20 protein-coding genes are annotated in these 18,871 nt (G+C 40.0%); 3 read left to right on the top strand and 17 right to left on the bottom strand.

The features are described 5' to 3' along the window. Positions 1 to 120 precede the first annotated feature (120 nt). From ACE1CC_RS08215 to ACE1CC_RS08195, 5 genes are read right to left on the bottom strand one after another with little or no spacing between them, the layout of a single operon-like run. On the bottom strand, positions 121 to 630 hold the full coding sequence (locus ACE1CC_RS08215; RefSeq protein WP_413269984.1) for a hypothetical protein: 510 nt from the start codon (positions 628 to 630) through the stop codon (positions 121 to 123). Between the two features lie 26 nt (positions 631 to 656). Continuing rightward, positions 657 to 1,160 carry a hypothetical protein gene (locus tag ACE1CC_RS08210; RefSeq protein WP_413269983.1) on the bottom strand — a complete coding sequence of 168 codons (504 nt, stop codon included), beginning with the start codon at positions 1,158 to 1,160 and terminating at the stop codon, positions 657 to 659. A 6-nt stretch (positions 1,161 to 1,166) separates the two neighbouring features. Then, a complete protein-coding gene (locus tag ACE1CC_RS08205; RefSeq protein ID WP_413269982.1) occupies positions 1,167 to 2,567 on the bottom strand; it encodes a hypothetical protein in 1,401 nt (466 codons plus the stop codon). Between the two features lie 44 nt (positions 2,568 to 2,611). After that, entirely contained in the window at positions 2,612 to 4,084 is a 1,473-nt protein-coding gene (locus tag ACE1CC_RS08200) for a phage tail protein (RefSeq protein WP_413269981.1), read from the bottom strand. A gap of 43 nt (positions 4,085 to 4,127) precedes the next feature. Next, on the bottom strand, positions 4,128 to 4,736 hold the full coding sequence (locus tag ACE1CC_RS08195) for a phage tail protein I (protein ID WP_413269980.1): 609 nt from the start codon (positions 4,734 to 4,736) through the stop codon (positions 4,128 to 4,130). A 735-nt stretch (positions 4,737 to 5,471) separates the two neighbouring features. Here ACE1CC_RS08195 and ACE1CC_RS08190 point away from each other — a divergent pair. Continuing rightward, positions 5,472 to 7,784, top strand: coding sequence for a peptidoglycan DD-metalloendopeptidase family protein (locus ACE1CC_RS08190; protein ID WP_413269979.1), 2,313 nt, complete (start codon positions 5,472 to 5,474; stop codon positions 7,782 to 7,784). 126 nt (positions 7,785 to 7,910) lie between these two features. Here ACE1CC_RS08190 and ACE1CC_RS08185 read toward each other — a convergent pair whose 3' ends face one another. From ACE1CC_RS08185 to ACE1CC_RS08165, 5 genes are all read right to left on the bottom strand, one after another. Beyond that, positions 7,911 to 8,294 carry a hypothetical protein gene (locus ACE1CC_RS08185; RefSeq protein WP_413269978.1) on the bottom strand — a complete coding sequence of 128 codons (384 nt, stop codon included), beginning with the start codon at positions 8,292 to 8,294 and terminating at the stop codon, positions 7,911 to 7,913. Positions 8,295 to 8,367: 73 nt separating this feature from the next. Continuing rightward, positions 8,368 to 8,610, bottom strand: coding sequence for a hypothetical protein (locus tag ACE1CC_RS08180; protein ID WP_413269977.1), 243 nt, complete (start codon positions 8,608 to 8,610; stop codon positions 8,368 to 8,370). A 74-nt stretch (positions 8,611 to 8,684) separates the two neighbouring features. Continuing rightward, a complete protein-coding gene (locus tag ACE1CC_RS08175) occupies positions 8,685 to 8,945 on the bottom strand; it encodes a hypothetical protein (protein ID WP_413269976.1) in 261 nt (86 codons plus the stop codon). Between the two features lie 154 nt (positions 8,946 to 9,099). Then, positions 9,100 to 9,342: a hypothetical protein gene (locus ACE1CC_RS08170; RefSeq protein ID WP_413269975.1), complete on the bottom strand. Its 243-nt coding sequence runs from the start codon at positions 9,340 to 9,342 to the stop codon at positions 9,100 to 9,102. 296 nt (positions 9,343 to 9,638) lie between these two features. After that, complete coding sequence (locus tag ACE1CC_RS08165; protein ID WP_413269974.1) at positions 9,639 to 9,929, bottom strand: hypothetical protein; 291 nt, start codon at positions 9,927 to 9,929, stop codon at positions 9,639 to 9,641. 157 nt (positions 9,930 to 10,086) lie between these two features. Between ACE1CC_RS08165 and ACE1CC_RS08160 the strand changes: the two genes are divergently transcribed. Beyond that, the gene (locus ACE1CC_RS08160; protein WP_413259824.1) at positions 10,087 to 10,482 is read left to right on the top strand and encodes a hypothetical protein; all 396 of its coding nucleotides are present in this window, start codon (positions 10,087 to 10,089) and stop codon (positions 10,480 to 10,482) included. Between the two features lie 97 nt (positions 10,483 to 10,579). On the opposite strand, the gene ACE1CC_RS08155 is transcribed toward ACE1CC_RS08160, so the two are convergent. The 6 genes from ACE1CC_RS08155 to ACE1CC_RS08130 all read right to left on the bottom strand — a co-directional run bounded on the left by ACE1CC_RS08155 (position 10,580) and on the right by ACE1CC_RS08130 (position 16,949). Beyond that, positions 10,580 to 11,140, bottom strand: coding sequence for a hypothetical protein (locus ACE1CC_RS08155; protein ID WP_413269973.1), 561 nt, complete (start codon positions 11,138 to 11,140; stop codon positions 10,580 to 10,582). A 138-nt stretch (positions 11,141 to 11,278) separates the two neighbouring features. Beyond that, a complete protein-coding gene (locus ACE1CC_RS08150) occupies positions 11,279 to 11,983 on the bottom strand; it encodes a CHAT domain-containing protein (RefSeq protein ID WP_413269972.1) in 705 nt (234 codons plus the stop codon). Between the two features lie 84 nt (positions 11,984 to 12,067). Continuing rightward, positions 12,068 to 12,442, bottom strand: coding sequence for a hypothetical protein (locus ACE1CC_RS08145; RefSeq protein ID WP_413269971.1), 375 nt, complete (start codon positions 12,440 to 12,442; stop codon positions 12,068 to 12,070). 97 nt (positions 12,443 to 12,539) lie between these two features. Beyond that, complete coding sequence (locus ACE1CC_RS08140; RefSeq protein ID WP_413269970.1) at positions 12,540 to 13,802, bottom strand: hypothetical protein; 1,263 nt, start codon at positions 13,800 to 13,802, stop codon at positions 12,540 to 12,542. A 43-nt stretch (positions 13,803 to 13,845) separates the two neighbouring features. Beyond that, entirely contained in the window at positions 13,846 to 14,484 is a 639-nt protein-coding gene (locus ACE1CC_RS08135; RefSeq protein WP_413269969.1) for a hypothetical protein, read from the bottom strand. An 887-nt stretch (positions 14,485 to 15,371) separates the two neighbouring features. Then, positions 15,372 to 16,949, bottom strand: coding sequence for a hypothetical protein (locus ACE1CC_RS08130; RefSeq protein ID WP_413269968.1), 1,578 nt, complete (start codon positions 16,947 to 16,949; stop codon positions 15,372 to 15,374). 164 nt (positions 16,950 to 17,113) lie between these two features. Between ACE1CC_RS08130 and ACE1CC_RS08125 the strand changes: the two genes are divergently transcribed. Then, positions 17,114 to 18,169, top strand: coding sequence for a hypothetical protein (locus ACE1CC_RS08125; protein WP_413269967.1), 1,056 nt, complete (start codon positions 17,114 to 17,116; stop codon positions 18,167 to 18,169). 170 nt (positions 18,170 to 18,339) lie between these two features. Here the strand turns inward: ACE1CC_RS08125 and ACE1CC_RS08120 are convergent, their stop codons facing one another. Then, positions 18,340 to 18,765 (bottom strand): hypothetical protein, encoded by a 426-nt coding sequence (locus tag ACE1CC_RS08120; RefSeq protein ID WP_413269966.1) that lies wholly within the window; start codon positions 18,763 to 18,765, stop codon positions 18,340 to 18,342. Positions 18,766 to 18,871 lie beyond the last annotated feature (106 nt).

Below are 18,871 nucleotides of genomic sequence, written 5' to 3'. Positions count from 1 at the left end.
AAAGAGCTATTCTGATGAGTTATATGATCAAGTATGCGAAGTTATATATTGTCAGCTTTTCTACATAAGACTGCGGATTATTTCGTAAAGATTTAAGTGATTATATAACTTCAGTTTTTTCTACTCTTCTGAATAGTCCTCAATGTCTTCTGTTTCCTTGGGTTTTCCCTCGTGCGAACCACTTTGACATTCTTGTAACATACCTGCTGAAATATCCAAAACTCTTAAAGTATTTTGTAACTCTTCAGCTACTCTTTGAGCATCAGTATCAGAATAGTTAGACCTTTCTAAAATACGTGCAACACGGGCATTAGAAAGACTAAGCCTTCTTAGTGATGCTGCGTTAGTTTCTAATACTTGCGAGTTCGTTCTAGTAGTTAAAGTTAAGGTTTCCATTAACCTTAAATGTTTGGCGATCGCATCTTTAACCCCTCTCCAAATAAGAAAACCAACTACACACCAAGAAACTAAAACAGCAAAAGCACCGCTATTAACGATCTTTGCTACATACTCCCAAGTTGTAACCGATGATGGTTCGGGGGTAGGTTGTTGAACGATAATAACCCTTTGATTAGAGCTTTCTTGCTGTTGATCTTGACCTTTAGCAGGCACTATATTAATGTTAGCCATCACCTAACCTTGAACACTTCCTACATTTATTTAGTAATATCAGATGTCGGTTTTTTAGGGTCTACAGTAAGTGTAATAGTAGTCGGTTTAGGCTGTTCTTGTCCCTGTTCCTGTTGTTTTTGTTGCTGTTGTTGGATCTCTCTTTCTATCTTATTTTTGGCGTGTTGTCTAAGCTTTTCTCGATATAACGTCTGTGTTTCCACATTATTTTCATACCTAGCTATAAAATAGGCTAAAGTATCTGCAATAATCGGAGAAATACCGGATATTTCCCCATAAATAGCAGCAAAAACAGGGTCTTCACTAGCTTTTTCTATTTTCGGTTTATCTGGGATATCTTCAGCCCAACCTTTACCAGTCCAGTAAGCATTCTCTGAAGGTCTAGGGGGAATAATACTAACGGTTTTACCATCAAAATATAAGTCATTTAATGGCATCCTTTCAAACTCGTAAACCCTAAAACCAGATGGCACATTTTCCGGGTTATCTGTTTCACCTGCAATATCATTACCTTGAACTAAAACAAACATTTTCTATTAACTCCCAATAGGAATAAAAGGTCTTAAAATAAGTTTTCCGTTTTGTCCGGGTGTACCATCAACACGACTACCCGCACCGCCAAAACCAGCGCCAAAACCACCACCTAAAGTCTTAGGATAACCACCAGCCGAAGCTTGACCAGTCACACCACCACTAAGCAAAATATTTGCGCCTGATACGTTGTTATCTGGACTAATGAGAACTACATACCCACCACCACCACCACCACCACCAGCCGCGCTGTTAGAGTCCCCAGAAGCTAACAGCGCATAACCATCACCACCATTACCGCCCTTTACAGAAACAGTTGCAGAAGGAGAAACCACGATCTTTGATAGGCTACTGAGTAAAACTAGACCACCCGATCCACCACCACCACCAGAACCACGACCGTAACCACCAGCTACCACTTTAGGAGAGCCGCCCGTATTACCGTTGGCAAAAATACCACCGTTCACCACGATATCTAAAGCAGCCTCTACCCAGAAACCACCACCGCCTTCACCACCAGGAGCAGTAACCATCGTTCCAGTATTAGAGGTAGAGCCAACAGGGGAACCGATAACATAACCACCAGTACCGCCCGATCCGTAAGCTTGCCCACCATAACCATAAGTAAAAGTCCAGTTATTCGATCCTGCTCCTGTAGCACTTGCAGAACCCGCACCGTGACCAGCTACACCACCAAAAGCACCATAACCATTAACAGGAGTACCATAGGAAGAAGCACCGGGGGCAAAAGGTGTAACGTTGACAGTCCCATCAATACGCACGTAACCAGAGCAGTAAAACTTTGCCCATTTATCGATAGTGATGGTTACACCAGCCGGAACAGTAAAGTTTCGGTAATAGTACAAACCTTGATCGAAAGTTTCCCCGTTGGTACATTCTTTGTCGGTTACGTTAGAACCACCAAAAACCTTGATAGATGAGACTCTTGGCATAATATACTTGACTGCCAAAGAGCGTAAGTCAACCACCTGAGAAATAGCACCGCCTGACGTGACCACCTTGGCAAGTCGCATCAATAAAACTGGTGGGTTATCTGAGATCTTTACAGTGCCATCAGTGTCAACATACACATAACTAGTTTTATTATCTGGCGCTACTAACTGACCAGCCGCAACCGCAAAAGAAGTACCATCAGGCAGAATAACCGAGCCTGCATTATAAGCCAGCGTCAGACCAGCTACTTTCGATACTTGTAGAGCTTTTTCGATCGCATTGAAACGAGGTTTAATAGCACTCGGATCGTTAGATAGCTCATCATCTCGTATCCGGTAATGATGCCCTAAATATTGAGGTTGATCGTCAAAGATCTGATGAAAAGCTAAATAAGCAAGGTCAGGTGTCCAAGCATCACCCTCAGAAAATGGGGTATCAGGATATAAAGCCATTTTTAGTAGTAACTTTTTAAACTTTTAACTACTACTAAAATGTCTTAAACTCCTGCATAGATGATGTAGTTTAAGACTATGCTTGGCTGAACATTATTATGTGCTGCACCATTACCAGTATTGAGAGATCTAAGGAACGGGCTTAAAGTGCTGCGATGCCAGTAACCGTAGGAACTATCACAATAGTTGAGATACGAGTACCCACCAGCATATAGATAAAGGTCATAGTATCCGCTATTACTACCTTTGGCGGGGTAAGTATTACTAGCATAGCTGTAGTTATAAGCCAAACACATCTCTAATGTATGGTTATGTGCAGGCATTTCGTTAGTAGTTAAGGTCACAGTTGCCGCACCGCCAACACCACCTAAAGTAGTTGCCCAAGAGTCTGAAACGTAAGCAGTCCAAGGGTTGCCCGTGATAGTTTCGCTGTAGTTACGTCCTATAGTGGTCTTTCCTCTGAGGTCTGGTATTTTAAAATACTGCGGATAGTCTGAGTCATAACCGTAAGTAGTACCGATCGCACTATAAAGTTGAGCGTACTTGGTCTTATCGATCATACTTCCGTCACACCTCAGCCATTTAGCCGGGATCGTAGTACCAGCAAAAGCAATGATAGTACCGATCGGGATAGTTACAGGAGCCGGGGCATTTTTTAAAGGTGCTAGTTCCCCTTGTACCCATCCCGTGTTAGCGATCAGTCCAGAGCTATTACCAGCCGGGGGAGATGGTACAGTAGGAAGTCCAGAGAAACTAGGACTATTGATGGGAGCGCGATCGCTTGGGATATCAGTTTTTCTGGCTAAAGTTTCGATAATATCCCTCAGTGCATTCATGCTAGGAGCATCGATCCGCCCATCCCATTGAGTAGCGTCATAGGGAAGATCTACCCCAGTTGTGCCTGCTCCTGTGTCACCTTTATGAGCAAGCAACTGCCAAACTGTAGAGGGACTAGTAGGCGTTACCCCAGAAACAGCGATCGCAGAACGGCAAAAATAACTCGATCCTGCATAACTGACTACATCACCTAAACGATACTGACGATCGGCCTGATACTCGCCTTTAGACCTAAATATTTGCTCTTGAAGTGCTGACCAGAACATAGTCTCATTGTAGAGCCGTCGAGTGATGGTAACGATCGCAGCCGCTAAAGCATCCCTAGTTATCCCAGTAGGCATCAAGTCAGTTAAGCGGATCGGTGTACCTGAGTCTGGTACAACAGCATGAAAAGGCTCTCCTACAGCAACCAAAACAGTTTTAGTTGTGATAGTGCCATCCTCAGCAGTTTCATTTACTTCGGTATTCTGTAATATTTCAAATAAGTAACTAACTTTAGAACCTTCTGTCTGTTCTAAGTTTAATGTTGCTTGTCCATTAACTAAAGGAACTTCGACAGGAACAGAAACGAACATTTTGCCCGTTCCTTGGTTGCCTACAGAATAGTCTAAAGTTACCCTAATAGCACCATTTAAAGGCTGACCACTAGAGTCATAAAGATCGCATAATACTTGAGTCATTTAAGTAGTTCTTTTTAACTTCTAGAACTACCAAGTAAACTTATTAAACAGGCTTTTCAAACATCAGATCACCTATGCGACTAGTACCCATATTGAAGTAAGGATAACTAACTTTAGTCTCTACAACAGCCGGGGCATAGTTCCTTAAACTTCTTTCGACTTCTTTCCAGTTTTCCCTTTGTCTGGGATACTTAAAAGGCACTCTGACCACCAGCCGCAACCTTTCCGACTCGTACATTTTGGCATTAACACCCATCTTAAAAGTCAGATAAAGTCTAGCTTTTGACCAGATATCATACTCTAACTCATGAATGTCTAAAACTTTTTTGATGCAGGCTAAAGTCCCCTTGGTACGCCAAAGGAAAACATGAGCATATCTAATAAAGTCCCGTTTAACTTTAGCAGACCATTTTACGTCCCAATAGTTACCAGACATTCCCACCAAAAACGCTAAATAGTCCAGTAAATGATCTGGACAAGTATCAGGGTCTAAATATTTATAAAAGTTTTCTAGCTGTTCCTTTTTCTCAACCAGCTTGCTATCAGTCCAACTAGTTAAAGCGTCAGCTACTTCGTTATCCTGGTAGTTTTTCTCAGGCAAACGATAAAATACTGGTCTTCCTTCAGACCATGCTTTTTGCCCATCATTCATTTATTAAACCCTTAAATAAGTTAGGTATAGCCGTTAACGTCAAGCTTTCTATACCTACCTTGTGGCGTGAATAGCACTCACTTTTTAGCAATACATTCTTGATGTACACTCAGTTTATATCACTTACTGAGCCAGTGCTACCTTATACAACCAAAAGGGTTTTTAGTCTGGATAACCTCAGTTAACCATGCCCGATCGTTTATCTCGGAAGTTCATCTAGTGCTGTTCAACTAGCAGTCAGAACGGGGATCGTAGAAGATCGTGTAAGTGGTAGGACTACTCTAGGCTTCTTATACTTTGAGGTGTTTACTACTTCACTACAGATCAGTCCGTCTTCGGTCTAACGTGCCGCTACGGTAGGCTTATGGCATCCCTGCTCTACCTCTTACGAGTTGGGTTTACCTACTCCCCGAAAGTCTATCCTTTCAGTCTTAGCTGTTGGTACTTGCCCTCTGTTCTAGGGAGCTATCCGAAAATAGCCGTTGCTTACGCCCTTCTTCCCTTCATCCCATACTAAGTAAAACCTAGCAGTCGGATGGTTTTTACTCACATAAACTAAACAGCGTTCAAAGGTTTTGTTTACTGCCTTAACGGTTGGTCTGTCGTTAAAGCAATGTTATTACCTCTGACTCTTTAAAGATAACCCTTGTTAACCTGCTTTGTCAACATATAAAAGCAAGTATTTGTACTCAACTTTAACAGCTTAGTTTTGGTTACTAGTCAGGTTTATTTTTAATGGCATTTAAGATAACAGTCACCTTAGAAGGTTTTCCGCAAGTCTGGGAAACAGGCAGAGAAATATTAGATGCTTCTGTCACCCTTGGACAGCAAGAAAAGTCTAGTAGTTGTCAGGTAACTATTGCCGATCCTACAGGCAGTATTGCAGCCGCAATGATCAAGCATACTCTAGCAGCCGGGGGTATAGCTGCTCTGCCTGGTAGTTCTGGCACTACATCAGGGGTCGCTGGTACTACAGCCGATGGGACTCAACTGGTTACAGTACAGCCTGGTAACTACCAAAAGCAGGGGACTAGTAGTAATAGTGAGGTTATCTGGAGTAATGCCCCAAAGTCGGATGCTGAGTGGGAACAGTTGATCGTCAGGGAATGTCTGAGGCAAGGGGTAACAGATAAAGGTCAGATCGCCTATATTCTCGCAACTGCAAAAGGCGAGTCTAGCATGGGTAGGGACATGGTAGAGAACGCTTCCGGTAGTGCATACGAAGGTAGGCGAGATCTGGGGAATACTTCACCGGGGGACGGGGTAAAGTATCGCGGTCGTGGTCTTGTGCAGATCACAGGTAAGGGAAACTATCAAAGGTTTTCTAAGCTTACTGGTACGGACTTGGTAGCCGATCCCGATCAAGCCACACGCCCGGATATTGCCTTATTTACGATGGTCTACGGCATGAAAAACGGCACGATAACGGGTGCTAAGTTGGGAACCTACGTAAACGGGGAAAAACGAGACTTTTACAACGCAAGAAGGACTGTAAACGGCATTAGAGCCGATCAGGTTGGCAAGTACCAAGCATGGGCTAATGAATACTACAGCCAGATCGATCGCCTCATGAGTACAGCCAAGCAAACACCTTTAAACCCTGCTCCTATTAACAAAACTACTATTGAGCCTAAGAAAACTGAGGATAAACAAACTGGTCAACCTGCAAATAGTACTACTCAAGATCCTTTAGCTACTTCTGAGGTATACAAAGGTTCTAAGCTGACTATCTCAGCAGAAGGCTACAACTGGGAGTTTTACCACCAAGGAACTGAAACCGACGATCAAGGAATGACCAAGATCAACGGGCAAGGTATTAGATGGGTGCTATCTCGACGCGATCGCAACAAAACCGAGAAAAACCTATCGCTTAAACAACTGGCTGAGAAAATAGCCAAAGCACACGGGGCAAAACTGGAATGGTTAGCAGACTTCGATCCGCAGTACACCTTCATCGATCAGACTGGTATCTCTGACTATGCCCTACTAAAAAGAGAGGCTGAACAAAACGGCTTATTTGTTTCTGAGCAAAACTTAGTAATAACTATCAAAAGCTTGAGAAACATTCAGGATAAGCAGATAGTTATCAGCCCTGGTAGTAACCTGATCGGCTATGTTATTCAGGACTTAGCACTAGACAAGCTGAAGGATGACCAAAGCTCATCGTTAGTACAACAGGACGCTAAGGTAGAGCTTGATATACTGACAGGACAGTTTAAGCAGGTTAAGCCAGAAGTCGATCCGGCAAAAGACAAGGCTAGTACAGGTAAGAAACAGGAAGAGGCAACAGGTACTTTAGCGCCGGGGCAAGATGCGATCGCCAGTCAGCAGAAAGGCAGAGTTAAGCGCGTCCAAGGTTTACCCAGTCGGTTTACTGTCGTTTCCGATCAAGCTGTCTTAGGTCTTGAGCCGTTGGATGCTGTCAGAACTACCGGACTACCAGGGGTTTTATCTCGGATCTGGTTAGTGGACTCTGTAACCCATAACTTAGGCGATGGAACCACAGATATTAACTGTTACAGTCCTATTGAGGTTATTGGTGCTGATGTACCGAGTCTGTCAAGCGGTAGCGCGGGGAATACGCCCGGAAATACTCAGACAACCGGGGCAACTCAGACTTTAAATGCTCCTAAAGGCTTTCAGTATCCGGTAACTGGCTACTCAGTAACAGATACTAGACATTTGCGATCGAGACACCCTGTTACAGGACAAACAAAGTTTCATCATGGTACTGATATCGGGACACCGATGAACACGCCCGTACACGCCTCAGCCGATGGTGTGGTTAAGTTCTCAGGGGTACAGTCAGGCTATGGAAACATTATCATTATTGAACACTCTAACGGCTGGACAACTCGCTATGCTCACTTAAACAGCTTAGGCGCTAGAGTAGGTCAACCAGTAACCAGGGGACAGCAGATCGGCTTATCTGGTAACACTGGGATCGGAACGGGCAGCCACTTGCATTGGGAAGTCAGAGATCCATCTGGCAACAGTGTTGATCCGTCAACTGTAGGTTTACCAGCTTCTAAAGGTCAGAAAATATAAGACCAGGGGTTAAAAACTAAGCTCTACAGATTGGTTTTAAATGTATTAATAGAAATAACCTAGAACCTTTATCAGTTCTAGGTTTTGTTGTCTATTAAGAGATGTTTTTAAACTGTTAAGCTGTGGTTAATAAGCGGTTAAAGTGTCGATGTATTGCTCATATAGATCTTTAGCCACTTCTGCTCTAATATCCGCTTGAGCTAATACATCAATATCTAGATACTCATCCTCAAAAGGTAACTCATTTTCTAGTTCCCACTCGCAAGGGTCTAAAGTATCCGGTACAGGCTCAAAGTTATTAAATAACCAGTCACAGATAGCCTTTTGTACTGCGTCTGATACTTCTTTGGTATCGATAGTTAACTTGGTTCCATCCTTTAAGGTCACTTGAAAAACTTCTACATCAACCCAAAACCGATCGCTATCCTCCCAGTCAATATCTTTAATGTCGCTTTCTGCGATCGGGTTTTCGGTAAGGTTGTAATGCTCATTACTGGTTACGGTTGTCATTGCTTTAAGTCCTTTGGTTAATGTCTTGGTTATGTTCTGAGATTATGTTAAATAGCTATGTCAACTAGCTAAGTTAAACTACTAGCCAGTCCCCTAGAGCTTCTTCTAAGTCGCTGGAAACATTGAAAATAGGTAGCCAGTACTCTTCCCCGCTTTCCATATCGATAGAAATACCAGGGGCTTTATGAAACGGTAAACCTTTGCTTTGAAATAACCAGGATACTTCGGTTATTTGGTCTAGCTGTAATACCGTCCCGTCTTCCAGTTCTACTACTGTCCAGTCTGGGTTATGTTTATGGGTTGTTGTTGCGGTCATGGGTTTAAGTTTTTAGTTATGACTTAAGTTTTTACTAGTTAAATTGCTATGTTAACCAGTAAAACGAGAAGCTTTTACCAGAGATCTAGATCGGGATCGATATCCTCTAGATCATCTTCTTCATCGCCTAACAACATATCAACCTCTTCCCACTCATCCTCAGTAAGGTAAAACTCTTCTGTGTTGGTATCATCGGGTATTTCTTCATCTTTCCAAAGTGGGTAGAAAAAACCACAGATAAAGTTAAAAGGTGTTTTTGGTTTACCTTGCCAGTTAATAGCTTTGATACTGTGCAGGTTAAGGTACTGATGCAACAGTAAGTTATCTATCGCCATAGCTTTAGTTAATGTCTTGGTGTCCTTGGTTATGCCCTTATTATAATACTAGTTAACATAGTGGGTCAACATATAAAATAATAAAGTCAATAGTCTAACAAAAGAAAAACCCCAGTAAAACCGGGGCATCTTGCAAAACCAAGGATATTAAAAACTACACACCTACCCAAGCGGCTAAAGCTTTCTCAGCATCAGGATCTAAGTCGAAAGAATGGACGGCGATCTCTGTACCATCCATCAGGTAAATGAACATTTCAAGCGCGTCCCAATAGCTCACACCGTCATATTTTCCATCCCAGTAGATATCGGAAATATGATCGATGTCGATGTCTTGCCCACAAACGCAAATGTCTTTGATATCCAAACCATTGATGTCGATCGCTGTTGCTGTAGCCATTGCTTTACATCCTGCTGAGACTTTCTTTAGCCTAACTATGTCAACAAAGTATGTAAACCAGTGTACTAGGCTTTAAAAGTTACTTTATCCAGTCTTCTATATTTTCCTCCGTTAAGTTAGCTTCTTCATGAAGTTCGTTTATTATCTCAATAACTTCTACGATCTGCCATAGCTCTTTATTCCAGATGTTGAGGTAGGCTGATGTGAGTTTACCGCCACAGGACGCTATCAAGGCTTTTTTAAGTTCATATAGAGTAAACCTACGACCTTCTAAGGTGTAGTAGACTTCGTTAGTTTTACTGGCTATTTCTACCGAGAACTCGAAAAAAGCTCAACGCTTGCCCTAGTTCTATTAAGTCTTCTCCATCTAACTCTAAAGCTTCATCTTTAGACATCTTGGGTGAGGCTAAAAGAGCAATGGTAGAAGCCATGATCTCGACATTGGTTATGTCTTCTGTTTTTGATGCTTTTTCGATCGCAGCAAGGTCTTTACCTTTTGGCGGTCTGAGGCTAACGTTAACACCTGATACTGGCAAAACTATATTAATGTTCCCTTTTTCATCTGCTAAATATTTGGGTTTATCCATTGCTGTAAAAAGTATCAATATGTTTAAAAAACTTTCCTAAAACTACTCTGTAAAGCTCTTAGTAAACCTACAGCTTAGTGATGACGTAAAGAAAGAACTTTATACATTAATGCCTAGCAACTTAAAACCGACCTACCAGAAGCAATATTTGGTAACAATGGCTGGTCAAGAGGGTTATTTTACTAGATGTACGTCTCCCAGAGAACGTAGGGACTCTGTAGACTATAACGATGGGGTTACAGGTACTACTTACAAACATTTAGGCTTTACCAGTCGTGAAAATGTGACCTTATCTAAACCTTTCGATCCGGCAAAAGATAAGGCTCTTATTGAGTTTTATAGAAAGCAAGTAGCAGAAGGGGGAGAAACTTTTAACGTTAGTATTCAACCTGTAACAGTTGACTTACAAGGTAAACCGATCGATGGAGCAGGTACTTTTATTCTGAACGAGTGCCAGTTTGCGGGGGCTAACTTTCCCGAAACCGATCGCATGGGTAATAATATGTCAATGCTTGAGTTTGAGATTGTTTTTAATACTTGGACTTATCAATAATACAAACTAGTATACTGGTTTACAAACTAGAAATACCAAACATAAAACCCCTGGAACTATCCAAGGGTTTTTTAATAAGTTATTGTCAAAAAACTAGTTAACTGGTTATTTCAGCATAAGCTTTTTTCAAGATGTCTAAATGTTCGGGTCTATAGCCTTTTGCCTTGTTAGCAAACTTTCCAGATGCAATGGTACGAATAACAGTTCTAGGTTTTAAACCTGTCTCTTCCTGATACTTTTTGGACACCGCCGCCGCTAACCGATGCTTTTCGGACTTGTCCAAGTTTAAACCTTCAGACTCTAACCATTCGTTGAGAGTTACCAGTTGAGCCGGGGGGTAGTTATCAGTAGGTTCTGTCTTTTTCAGATAGTTAGCGATACCTGCTTTATTGTCCAGTGTCCGATAAACGTCAACCGCTTCTTTGCAGCCTTCATGTAACACGCCTAAGATATGCCCTTCTTCTGTTGTGTCTGTTTCTAGCCGTTGACCTTGCTGGATAGCCTGACGGCATACGGGGCATTTGTATTTTTGCAGTTTAAGCTGTGGTTCTATTTCAGTGGGAAATACTAAAGCAGCGATCGCCTCAGCGTGTCGATCTTCTTCTACCTCAGTCCGATCGATCGCTTCTGCCTGTTGGTTAATAACTTCGGTTTCCATAGTTAATGTCTTTTGTCTTATCCCTTGCCTTGTCTCTTTATGTTAGCACAGGTTTACTAGTTATGTATACCTGTAAAACAGAAGAACAACTATTTCGGGTTGGGAAACTGAAAAGCCAAAATAACTCTAAATACTGACTTACTCTTTTTTCAACAGTTTGGGAGTTAAATGTTCTGCGATGCCAGCCATGCGAATAGCATTACAACCGACTTGGTAAGCAAAATCTATTGTTTCACCAGCGCCTAAAGCGTCATAAAAAGCTACTGCAAACTCAATTGCTGCTTTATCACCAATCTCTTTATTCATGCCAATCACATAAGGAATATAGTTAACTATTGCCTTGGCTTGCACTTCCGAATAACAGGCATTGAGGACGACGCATTCAATATGATTGGCGAATAATTCAAATAGTCCGGCTAATGCTTCTGCGTTGACAAATGTTATTTGTCCGGTTTCATTTTCTAGCACTAAACCGTCCTCTCCGGCTCCATGACCTGAGAAATGAACTATTTGGGGTTTTTCGTCTAAAAGGGCATGAGATACATCTCGGACTCGCACAGCCCAATGTTGCTTGATTTGGAATTGTTCGCGTTTTTTGGCTTTTTGCAATACTGAGTCTATTTCTCGAACTTCTTCATCTAAACGCAGGGGTTTAGTTGTTGTGGGGTTGGCAGCTAATATGAGAATTTTTCTGGTTTTTGGAGTGCTAGAGGTTTCGGTTTCGGCTGTTGGATTGGTGGATGAATAATCGTTAAAAGTGCCACTTGCTTGTCCTTCAGTTCCAGCAAAAGCAGCAACTTTTGCACCTTGTAGATTGTATTCATTATTAGAGGCGTTGGACATAGTTTAGTTCTCCGATGCAGGTAGATTTGATTGTTAATTAACTACCAAATTTGGCTATTATTATTACTTAAAACAAGAAGTCACTTACTGTGCTGCTTCTGTCCATTCCTCAAAAATTGGTATAAGATTTTTAGCTAGTGGATGGTTAATTGCCTGCTTTAACACTTCTGTATCTCCTGCTTCCAATACAGCAATAACCTTTTGCTTCAAACCCTGATTTTTATCTATTGTGTCAGCCACCTTAGCAACAATCGCCATTTTTTCAGTAGTGGTTGTGGTCGAATTAGTTGCCGACAACTGGTTTAGAAGTTGCTGAATTTCTGCTGCTGCTTGAGATAGATTGGAATTTGCAGAATAATCATTGAAAATGCCACTTGCATGACCTCCAGTTCCCGCAAAAGCAGCTATTTTTGCACTCTGAAGGTTGTAATTATTAGAACTTCCTAATTGTTCTGACATGGTTTCATCCTTATATTTGCTAAAATGATGGCTTTTCCTGATGTATTTATTTCTTCTTTAGTTTTGAATTAAATTGGAAAAGAGGCGCTTTTTTTTTTTAGTTCACGAGTTTATCTACTAACTTCAAAAATAACTTAAATACCTCCACAGTTTCTTCACCAAGCAAAGCGTTAGTAGCAGCATAATCTAAAGAATCTCTCCATCTAATCAGCCTTTCTTTAAGAATTGGGTTAATTTGTGCTTGCTTCGCCAAATCTTTGGCAATTTTTTCTCTAGCAACCTCTAGACTATCACCGTGTGATTGCAGTTGAGCTATGGACTGCTGAATCTCTACAGCAACTTCAGCCAAATTCTGCTTTGATGAATAGTCAATATTTGCCGACTGGTCATAGAAAACGCCGCTAGCATAACCTCCTGTTGTAGCCAATGCACCTATTTTTGCATTTGTTAAATCGTAATTATTAATATTAGGACGTTCTGCCATCATTTTTTCCTCTCTAGCTTTTTTAAGTTCTTTATCTTTTGATAATATTTCATCGCTGTTTCGGTTTATGACCTCTTGAATATCTTTTTGAGAAGAAAATTCTAAAGAGTTTTTGGTTAGTTTGGGTACAAAAAGCATCTCTAAGAGCATTTGCACAAAATTTATTAATAAATTATCGTTATAGATTTTTTTAATTTCTTTAATTAACAATTTTATCTTATTTGATTGCTCCTTTTTATCTACTTGTTCACATATCTTTTGAGCCTTTTCATAACTCTCTATAGCTTCCTTTATTAAGCTACGTTTTTGCGAGATTTGCAATATGTTTGTTAATTTCATTCCTTGTTGTTGTAGTATAGCTCCTTTCTCTATAAAAGCTTCTGGTAGTTGATCTCCAATACGAATTGCTTCTTTGACCTGCTTAAGTGCTTGCTCTAGTTTATCTTCTTTGCGTAAGTCCTGTCCTAAACTAAGATGAGCTAATGCTAATGCTTGATCTGGAAGTTTTAACGCTTCTTTTAGCTCTTTTAACTCATGCCGTTTTTTATCGCTGATATTATCTATATCATCTTTATAAACTTCTCTTAATCTTAGTTTAAATTTTTGAAAATTTTTTTGAATATCTTGATAAGGTTTTAATTCTTCATCTTTTATAATGTCAGCTTTATCTTTTGGTATTTTTAGTTCATTAGCTCTTTCTTCTAAAATATCACAACGGGTTCGAGAAATATTACGTTCCCTAGATTCATATCCTTTAGATATCTCCTCTTTAACTGCTTTCCGATATTCTTCTACTGCATTTTGTGTTTCACGATGCAGTTGAGGATCAAAAACTGATGGGTTAGATGAATTATTAGGATCAAAAGGCTGGTTCATAATTAATACTGATTTCAATTTTTATGGACTAAAATAAATCAAGCTATTTTTGTGAGTTACTGTAATTTTTGATTGTATAATTGGTAGAGTTGTCTCCAAGGTTTTCCACTGCCTTAGCGTTGTTATAATATATCATTGCCCCGACTCCCGATGTAGTAGCTAAAGTAATACCTAAAGATCGAGCCTTTTGCTCAGCTGTTTTTCTTCCTATATCAATCAAGCGTTTTGTCTCAGTATTAGAAGATGTATTCAATTCTGATAAAATAGAATTATGAACAGCTAAGTAGATTATGTGAGCCTGTTTTTTAGTTACTTGACAGTCAGGTTCCCCTTTATTGTTGTGAGGACAATAATCACGAGGCGTTAAGTTAGGATTAGGAGGAGGAGCAGAAATTTCTGGAGCGACGGGAGCATCAGGATCTCCTGGAGCGACAGCACGAAAATTATCTTGTAGCTCACCTGGAGCAGAATATGTTGGATTATAAGAATATCCTGGGTTGTAAGAATATCCTGGTTTATAAGAATTAATTGCTACATTTAGAAGATTAAGACTATTATTAAGAAGATTAACAGTAATATTTCCTCCAATCCAAAGAACAATTAGTACAAATCCTCCACCAGGAGGGGGGTTTCTGTTTGTTTGGACTGGTACTAATACCCCATCAAATGATATTGCTTTCATTTGCTTTTTACCCCTTCCTAAGTGGAATTTTGAAAGCAAACTTAAAAAGTCTAACTGTTAGGTTTACCATTAGGATATATTTCCTCCTTGTAGCCTTCTCTCTTTAAAAGAATCATCGCTAGATCCTTATTCTTCTTTTGATTATGCCTTTAGGGGTAAAGAAGCTTATTCTTGATAAGATAAAAGTCGATGATTAGTTGGTTTATAAAGAGGCTGTGGTCGAAATTGCTGGTATCCTTTTTATCTGAAGCCATTATGCTCCTCCGATAAAGGTTAATTAAAATTTGACCCTGATAATACAGAAGTTGGCTGTCACAAACCTATCTATTATTTCTCTCATGAAAAGAATGTTGTCCAGAAAGTAACTGCTTAGTAAATACACTTGTCAATGGTTATTTTTCCTAAAGATTACACAACTATAAGACGGCACATATCCAAAAATCAAGAATTATTTAATATTTTAATATCCATAGCTCATTCTCCATTTGTGATCCGGGAGGTTATGTCCAACGTTGTCTAAGGAGTTTGGTGTTTAAACTCCTCTAAATAGTTATATAGGTTCTACTTCTACCTATTTATGCAATTATTAACGATGTGTCTATGCGTCCTCGCCAGAATAACATTAAACTTTTTGTAACTTTTATACAATCGAACGCCGAGCGCTTCAGCCATTGGATTATTTAACCTGCTATAATTTGGCTACAATAAACTGATATTTCAGAAAGTTGTTTAGTACTTTATGTGTATAAATATTGGCAATTTCAAGCAAATAATTTCAGTAAATCCCTTTGTAAGAATCTTGCTATTTGGTTGCGGTAAAAATATCCAAATATCTAGATAAATAGCAATACTGGTCAACCTTTATTGTCAACCAGCATAATAAGAAGCTATCGACTTATTGTTGCACCACCGCCGCTAGGGTTAGCTGTTGCAGGTTGGGAAGACTTAGCAGACTGAGGGTTAACTTCGGGGTTGTTAATTGGAGAACGATCGCCCGATGAAGCAACCTCAGCAAGTACAGTACCAAGGGAAACCCTTGATAGTCTGATGTTTAGTACCTCCATTACTGGTGATGGTTTGGCTAAAACATCTAAGTTAACTTGACCGTTTTCTAAGTCAATAGCGGGGTTATTGGTCAGGTCACAGATGCAAAGGTAGGCATCGTCAGGAGTAGCACCAAATAAAGCACCAGCCAAGCGCAACCTTTCACAAAACTGTACAGCAGTTTGCTTGATGCGACCGAAAAGCACCCCTAAACCATCTACTGAGCTAAAGATGATCGAGTCAAAAGCCCCACGTAGCGATCCAGCTAAAACGTTCATGATAACTCTAGTGCTGACAAAGCGGTAATAGGGGTTAGTGCTGACAGTTCTAGCGCCGTAGATCACCCTTCCCCGTCCTGCTGACAGATGTCTACCGCAGTTAACGCCCACAGGGTTTAAGGAGCTTTGGATCTTGTCTGTTACCTTGTAACTGATGTCTTTTACTCCATAAACCGGAAAAGCTGTACCAGCCGGGGGTTCTCTGAAACCTTGGTCACGATAGCGCCGTAAAGCTACCCCAACAACAGACGCACTCATCGGGACTAAGTTATCTCTGGCATCTACCCAATAAGGAAAGTAAAAAGCCAAGTGACCTCTAGGAGACTGTAACCCGTTTCTTTCCTGAATGGCTAAGTTAACCGCACCTGCTGAGGTTGTCTGGGTGGCTACATCTTGCCCACAGTCTGCGATCGCAACCCAATAATAGCTAGGGTCGGATGCTAAAGACTCCATTGTATTAGCCAGTACGTTTCGATCTGCCATACTGGTAAAGTTTTGGAAAAACTCAGGAGCAATGATAAAGCCTTGTTTCATTTCCGGCTCAAAAGCTGAGTTAATGGTGTCTACCACGTCCCAAACTACCGGATAACTGGGTTTAGCCTGAATAGTACCCAGAGCAATATTAGCTGATGCCACAGACGCTAAACCACTGGCAAAACGTAACTCGCCTGTAGCGTCCCCAGTCCGTCTAGCTGTCATAACGTGACTAGCATTTTTATTAACCAGGTCTATCAGGTTTCTCACGATACTATCAGGGGTATCGCCTGTAACTGCTCTGTAGGTGACATCATAGCCGGGGCTGTCTACCGTGATAGTGTAGTCTTCATCAGGTGTTGCTGTAGCTACGGTAAAGGTACGAGTAGCTTTAGTTGCAACGTTTACAAAGTACAAACCTAAACCAGAGCGTTGAGCAAAGAATAACGCCACACTGTTAGTAGAGGCTGAAGTACCAAACTGGTTATAAAAGTCATCTGTAGACTGGACAAGCGCCGGGACACCTACCGGGGCATCTACTTTAGAGCTAAACCCAAGCATATAAACTGTGCTATGGGTAGCAATACCAGCCGGAAACGCCCCAAAAGTATCTTCTGTGACGTAAACACCTGGTACAGACCTATCTAAAATACTGTTTATTAGCGCCATATTTTATTTATCTATGTTTCACTAGCACTAAGTTGTTAAGTGCTAGTTCTGAGTTGTAGCTTTCCTAAACATAGCTAAACTCGTTTGGTAATTATCCTGAAGAAGTGCAGTAGGACAGGAATACTATAAACGAAGAGCTTAATTGTTTACGGAGATATATAGCAATGAGTAATATACCCAATAGGAGACTTAGTGAGAGACTTATTGAGATACTTAAAAGATGGAGATACTTTAGAAGGCTTGCAAAAGAAGTTTTTATAGCTTTTGGATGCTTTCTTGCTTTAGGGTTTATCTTTTTGATTTTATCCATAGTTTTACCAATACCATCTCTAATAAGAGACATACTTTTAAGCTTTAGTTCAACCTTTCTTAGTTCAGCAATTTTAACTCTAACATTAGAAACATTCAACTCACTTCAATCTCAAAATGATCGTGATGATTTAAGTAAAGCAATTCAAAATAAGCAGGATGATTTATTTACAAATATTGACACTAAATTTACAAAAGTAATAGAACAAATTAATAGCAAAACTATTGAGATGATAATCCAGTCTACGATAGGTAGCCAAGCCATATATGAGCAAATACAAAACCAGATTATATCTAAAAAATACCTAAGAGAAGAAATGCAAAATAAGTTAACATTAAAATGGTATGAAGATGATAAAGAATACTTACAATTAACTTATGAAACAATCTCAACGCTGAGAAGTTTATCTGACCAGGATATTGATAAATATGAATTTAAGCATTTTTTGGAAAAACAGAGTGAAAATAAGTTCCCTGGCAATAGTAAAATTATGTCAATTCTTGCTGATGTATATAACGCATCCAACGAACGCCAAGAAGGAAAAGGATTTAGTCTTAACAAAACAATCGAATTAAACAATTTTATTGAGAAAAAACCACGTCTAATTACATTTTTAAAAGAAATTGAACTTCCAGCAAGAGGTAGAATAAAATCTAAAATTATAGATCAAGTTATTATGAAAAAGGATAATATATTTCCAATATATTGTTCTCATTGTACGTTAAATATGAACATAGAAATTGACTATCCCGAAGATTTAGTAGTTACAGGCTATGCAATTCATCCTAGTAGACTTGAAGAATATGATGTGGAAGGTATTAGAAGAAAAATATTTATAATCAATACTGCACTTCTTCCTATGCAAGGAATTGCAGTTCAATGGTATCCCTCAACAAACGTCGATTCTTGAGGCATAAATTCCCAAAACCAAAATTGTACTGTAGGAAATTCTCCAAATGATTGCCCTCCCCATACTAAGCCGTTAAGTGATGCCTAGCTAAACTTTTTCACTAATAATAATAAAACCCTGATAAAACCAGGGTTTTACTTTCATATTTGGTTGTTACTAAGTTAACTAGGTTATAGCCCAAAACCTTGATACTGTAAGAATGCTAAGGCATAAGGAACTTTATAGACATTCACCACAGGTACAACGCCACAATAGTCAATAATAGAAACCGGGGAACCATACCAGTTAAAAAACTCAGCAGACAACAACAAGTTATGAGCTTCAGCCATTGACATTCTTAGATAGTGGGAGATGTTAAATAAAGAAACAAACTCGCCATCGAAAAGCTTACTTACTTTGAAGTCTACAGGCAAGGAAAGTGCTAGAACGTCACCACCCGATCGCGTGTAACCATTCTGAAAAACCTCTCTCATTTCCTGACTTAAATACCATCCTGTACTAGGGGCTGCTACTGATGTATGACCGTTGTTTTCAAAAATAATAGATAAGTGAGGCTGTTTAGAAGCTTCCTTATTAACTAAGTAAGTGGTCTGCATTTGGTTGAGTCCTTAATGTCTTGGTTGTTTTCTTTCGATACTTTGATAATAACACTAGTTAACCTACCTGTGTTTGTAGCTAGTCAACCAGTGTATTTTCTAACAA

It is taken from the genome of Floridaenema aerugineum BLCC-F46 (assembly GCF_041929345.1).
GTDB classification, from domain to species: Bacteria; Cyanobacteriota; Cyanobacteriia; order Cyanobacteriales; family Aerosakkonemataceae; genus Floridanema; species Floridanema aerugineum.
Note: the sequence above shows the minus strand (reverse complement) of the source record. Positions and strands in the feature narration are given on the sequence as shown.